The following is a 280-nucleotide window of genomic DNA, read 5'->3' as shown; positions in this document are numbered from 1 at the left end:
CGTCGATCACCAAGGGGAAGAGGTAGGTCAGCAGGCCCCGGACGTGGATGGCGACTGCCATCTGCTGCAGGGCGTCGTACGACAGGGCGCATCCCGCACCGCCGAGGGCAATAACGACCGCGCGGTCCCATCCGGTGACATGCGCCGTGCTCGGCGCGTTCGCGTGGCTCACGCCGCTGTCCCGAAGTCGTCGCGGCCCAGGCGCTTGCCGTCGGTCTCGGGGGACGGGGTGGTCTTCGTGGTCTGCTCCAGGTCTCGGTTGCGGATGGCTCGGCGGGTT

At 69.6% G+C, this 280-nt stretch carries 1 protein-coding gene; it reads right to left on the bottom strand.

Annotated elements, in window-relative coordinates; all coding sequences use genetic code 11:
• Window positions 1–172, bottom strand: a 172-nt coding sequence (locus tag RB628_RS43050; RefSeq protein WP_412180813.1) for a DUF2637 domain-containing protein, incomplete at its 3' end; no start/stop codon positions are given.
• Window positions 173–280: the final 108 nt, after the last annotated feature.

The organism is Streptomyces sp. ADMS (assembly GCF_033441795.1).
Classification (GTDB): Bacteria; Actinomycetota; Actinomycetes; order Streptomycetales; family Streptomycetaceae; genus Streptomyces.
This window is presented reverse-complemented; position numbering and strand designations above follow the sequence as displayed.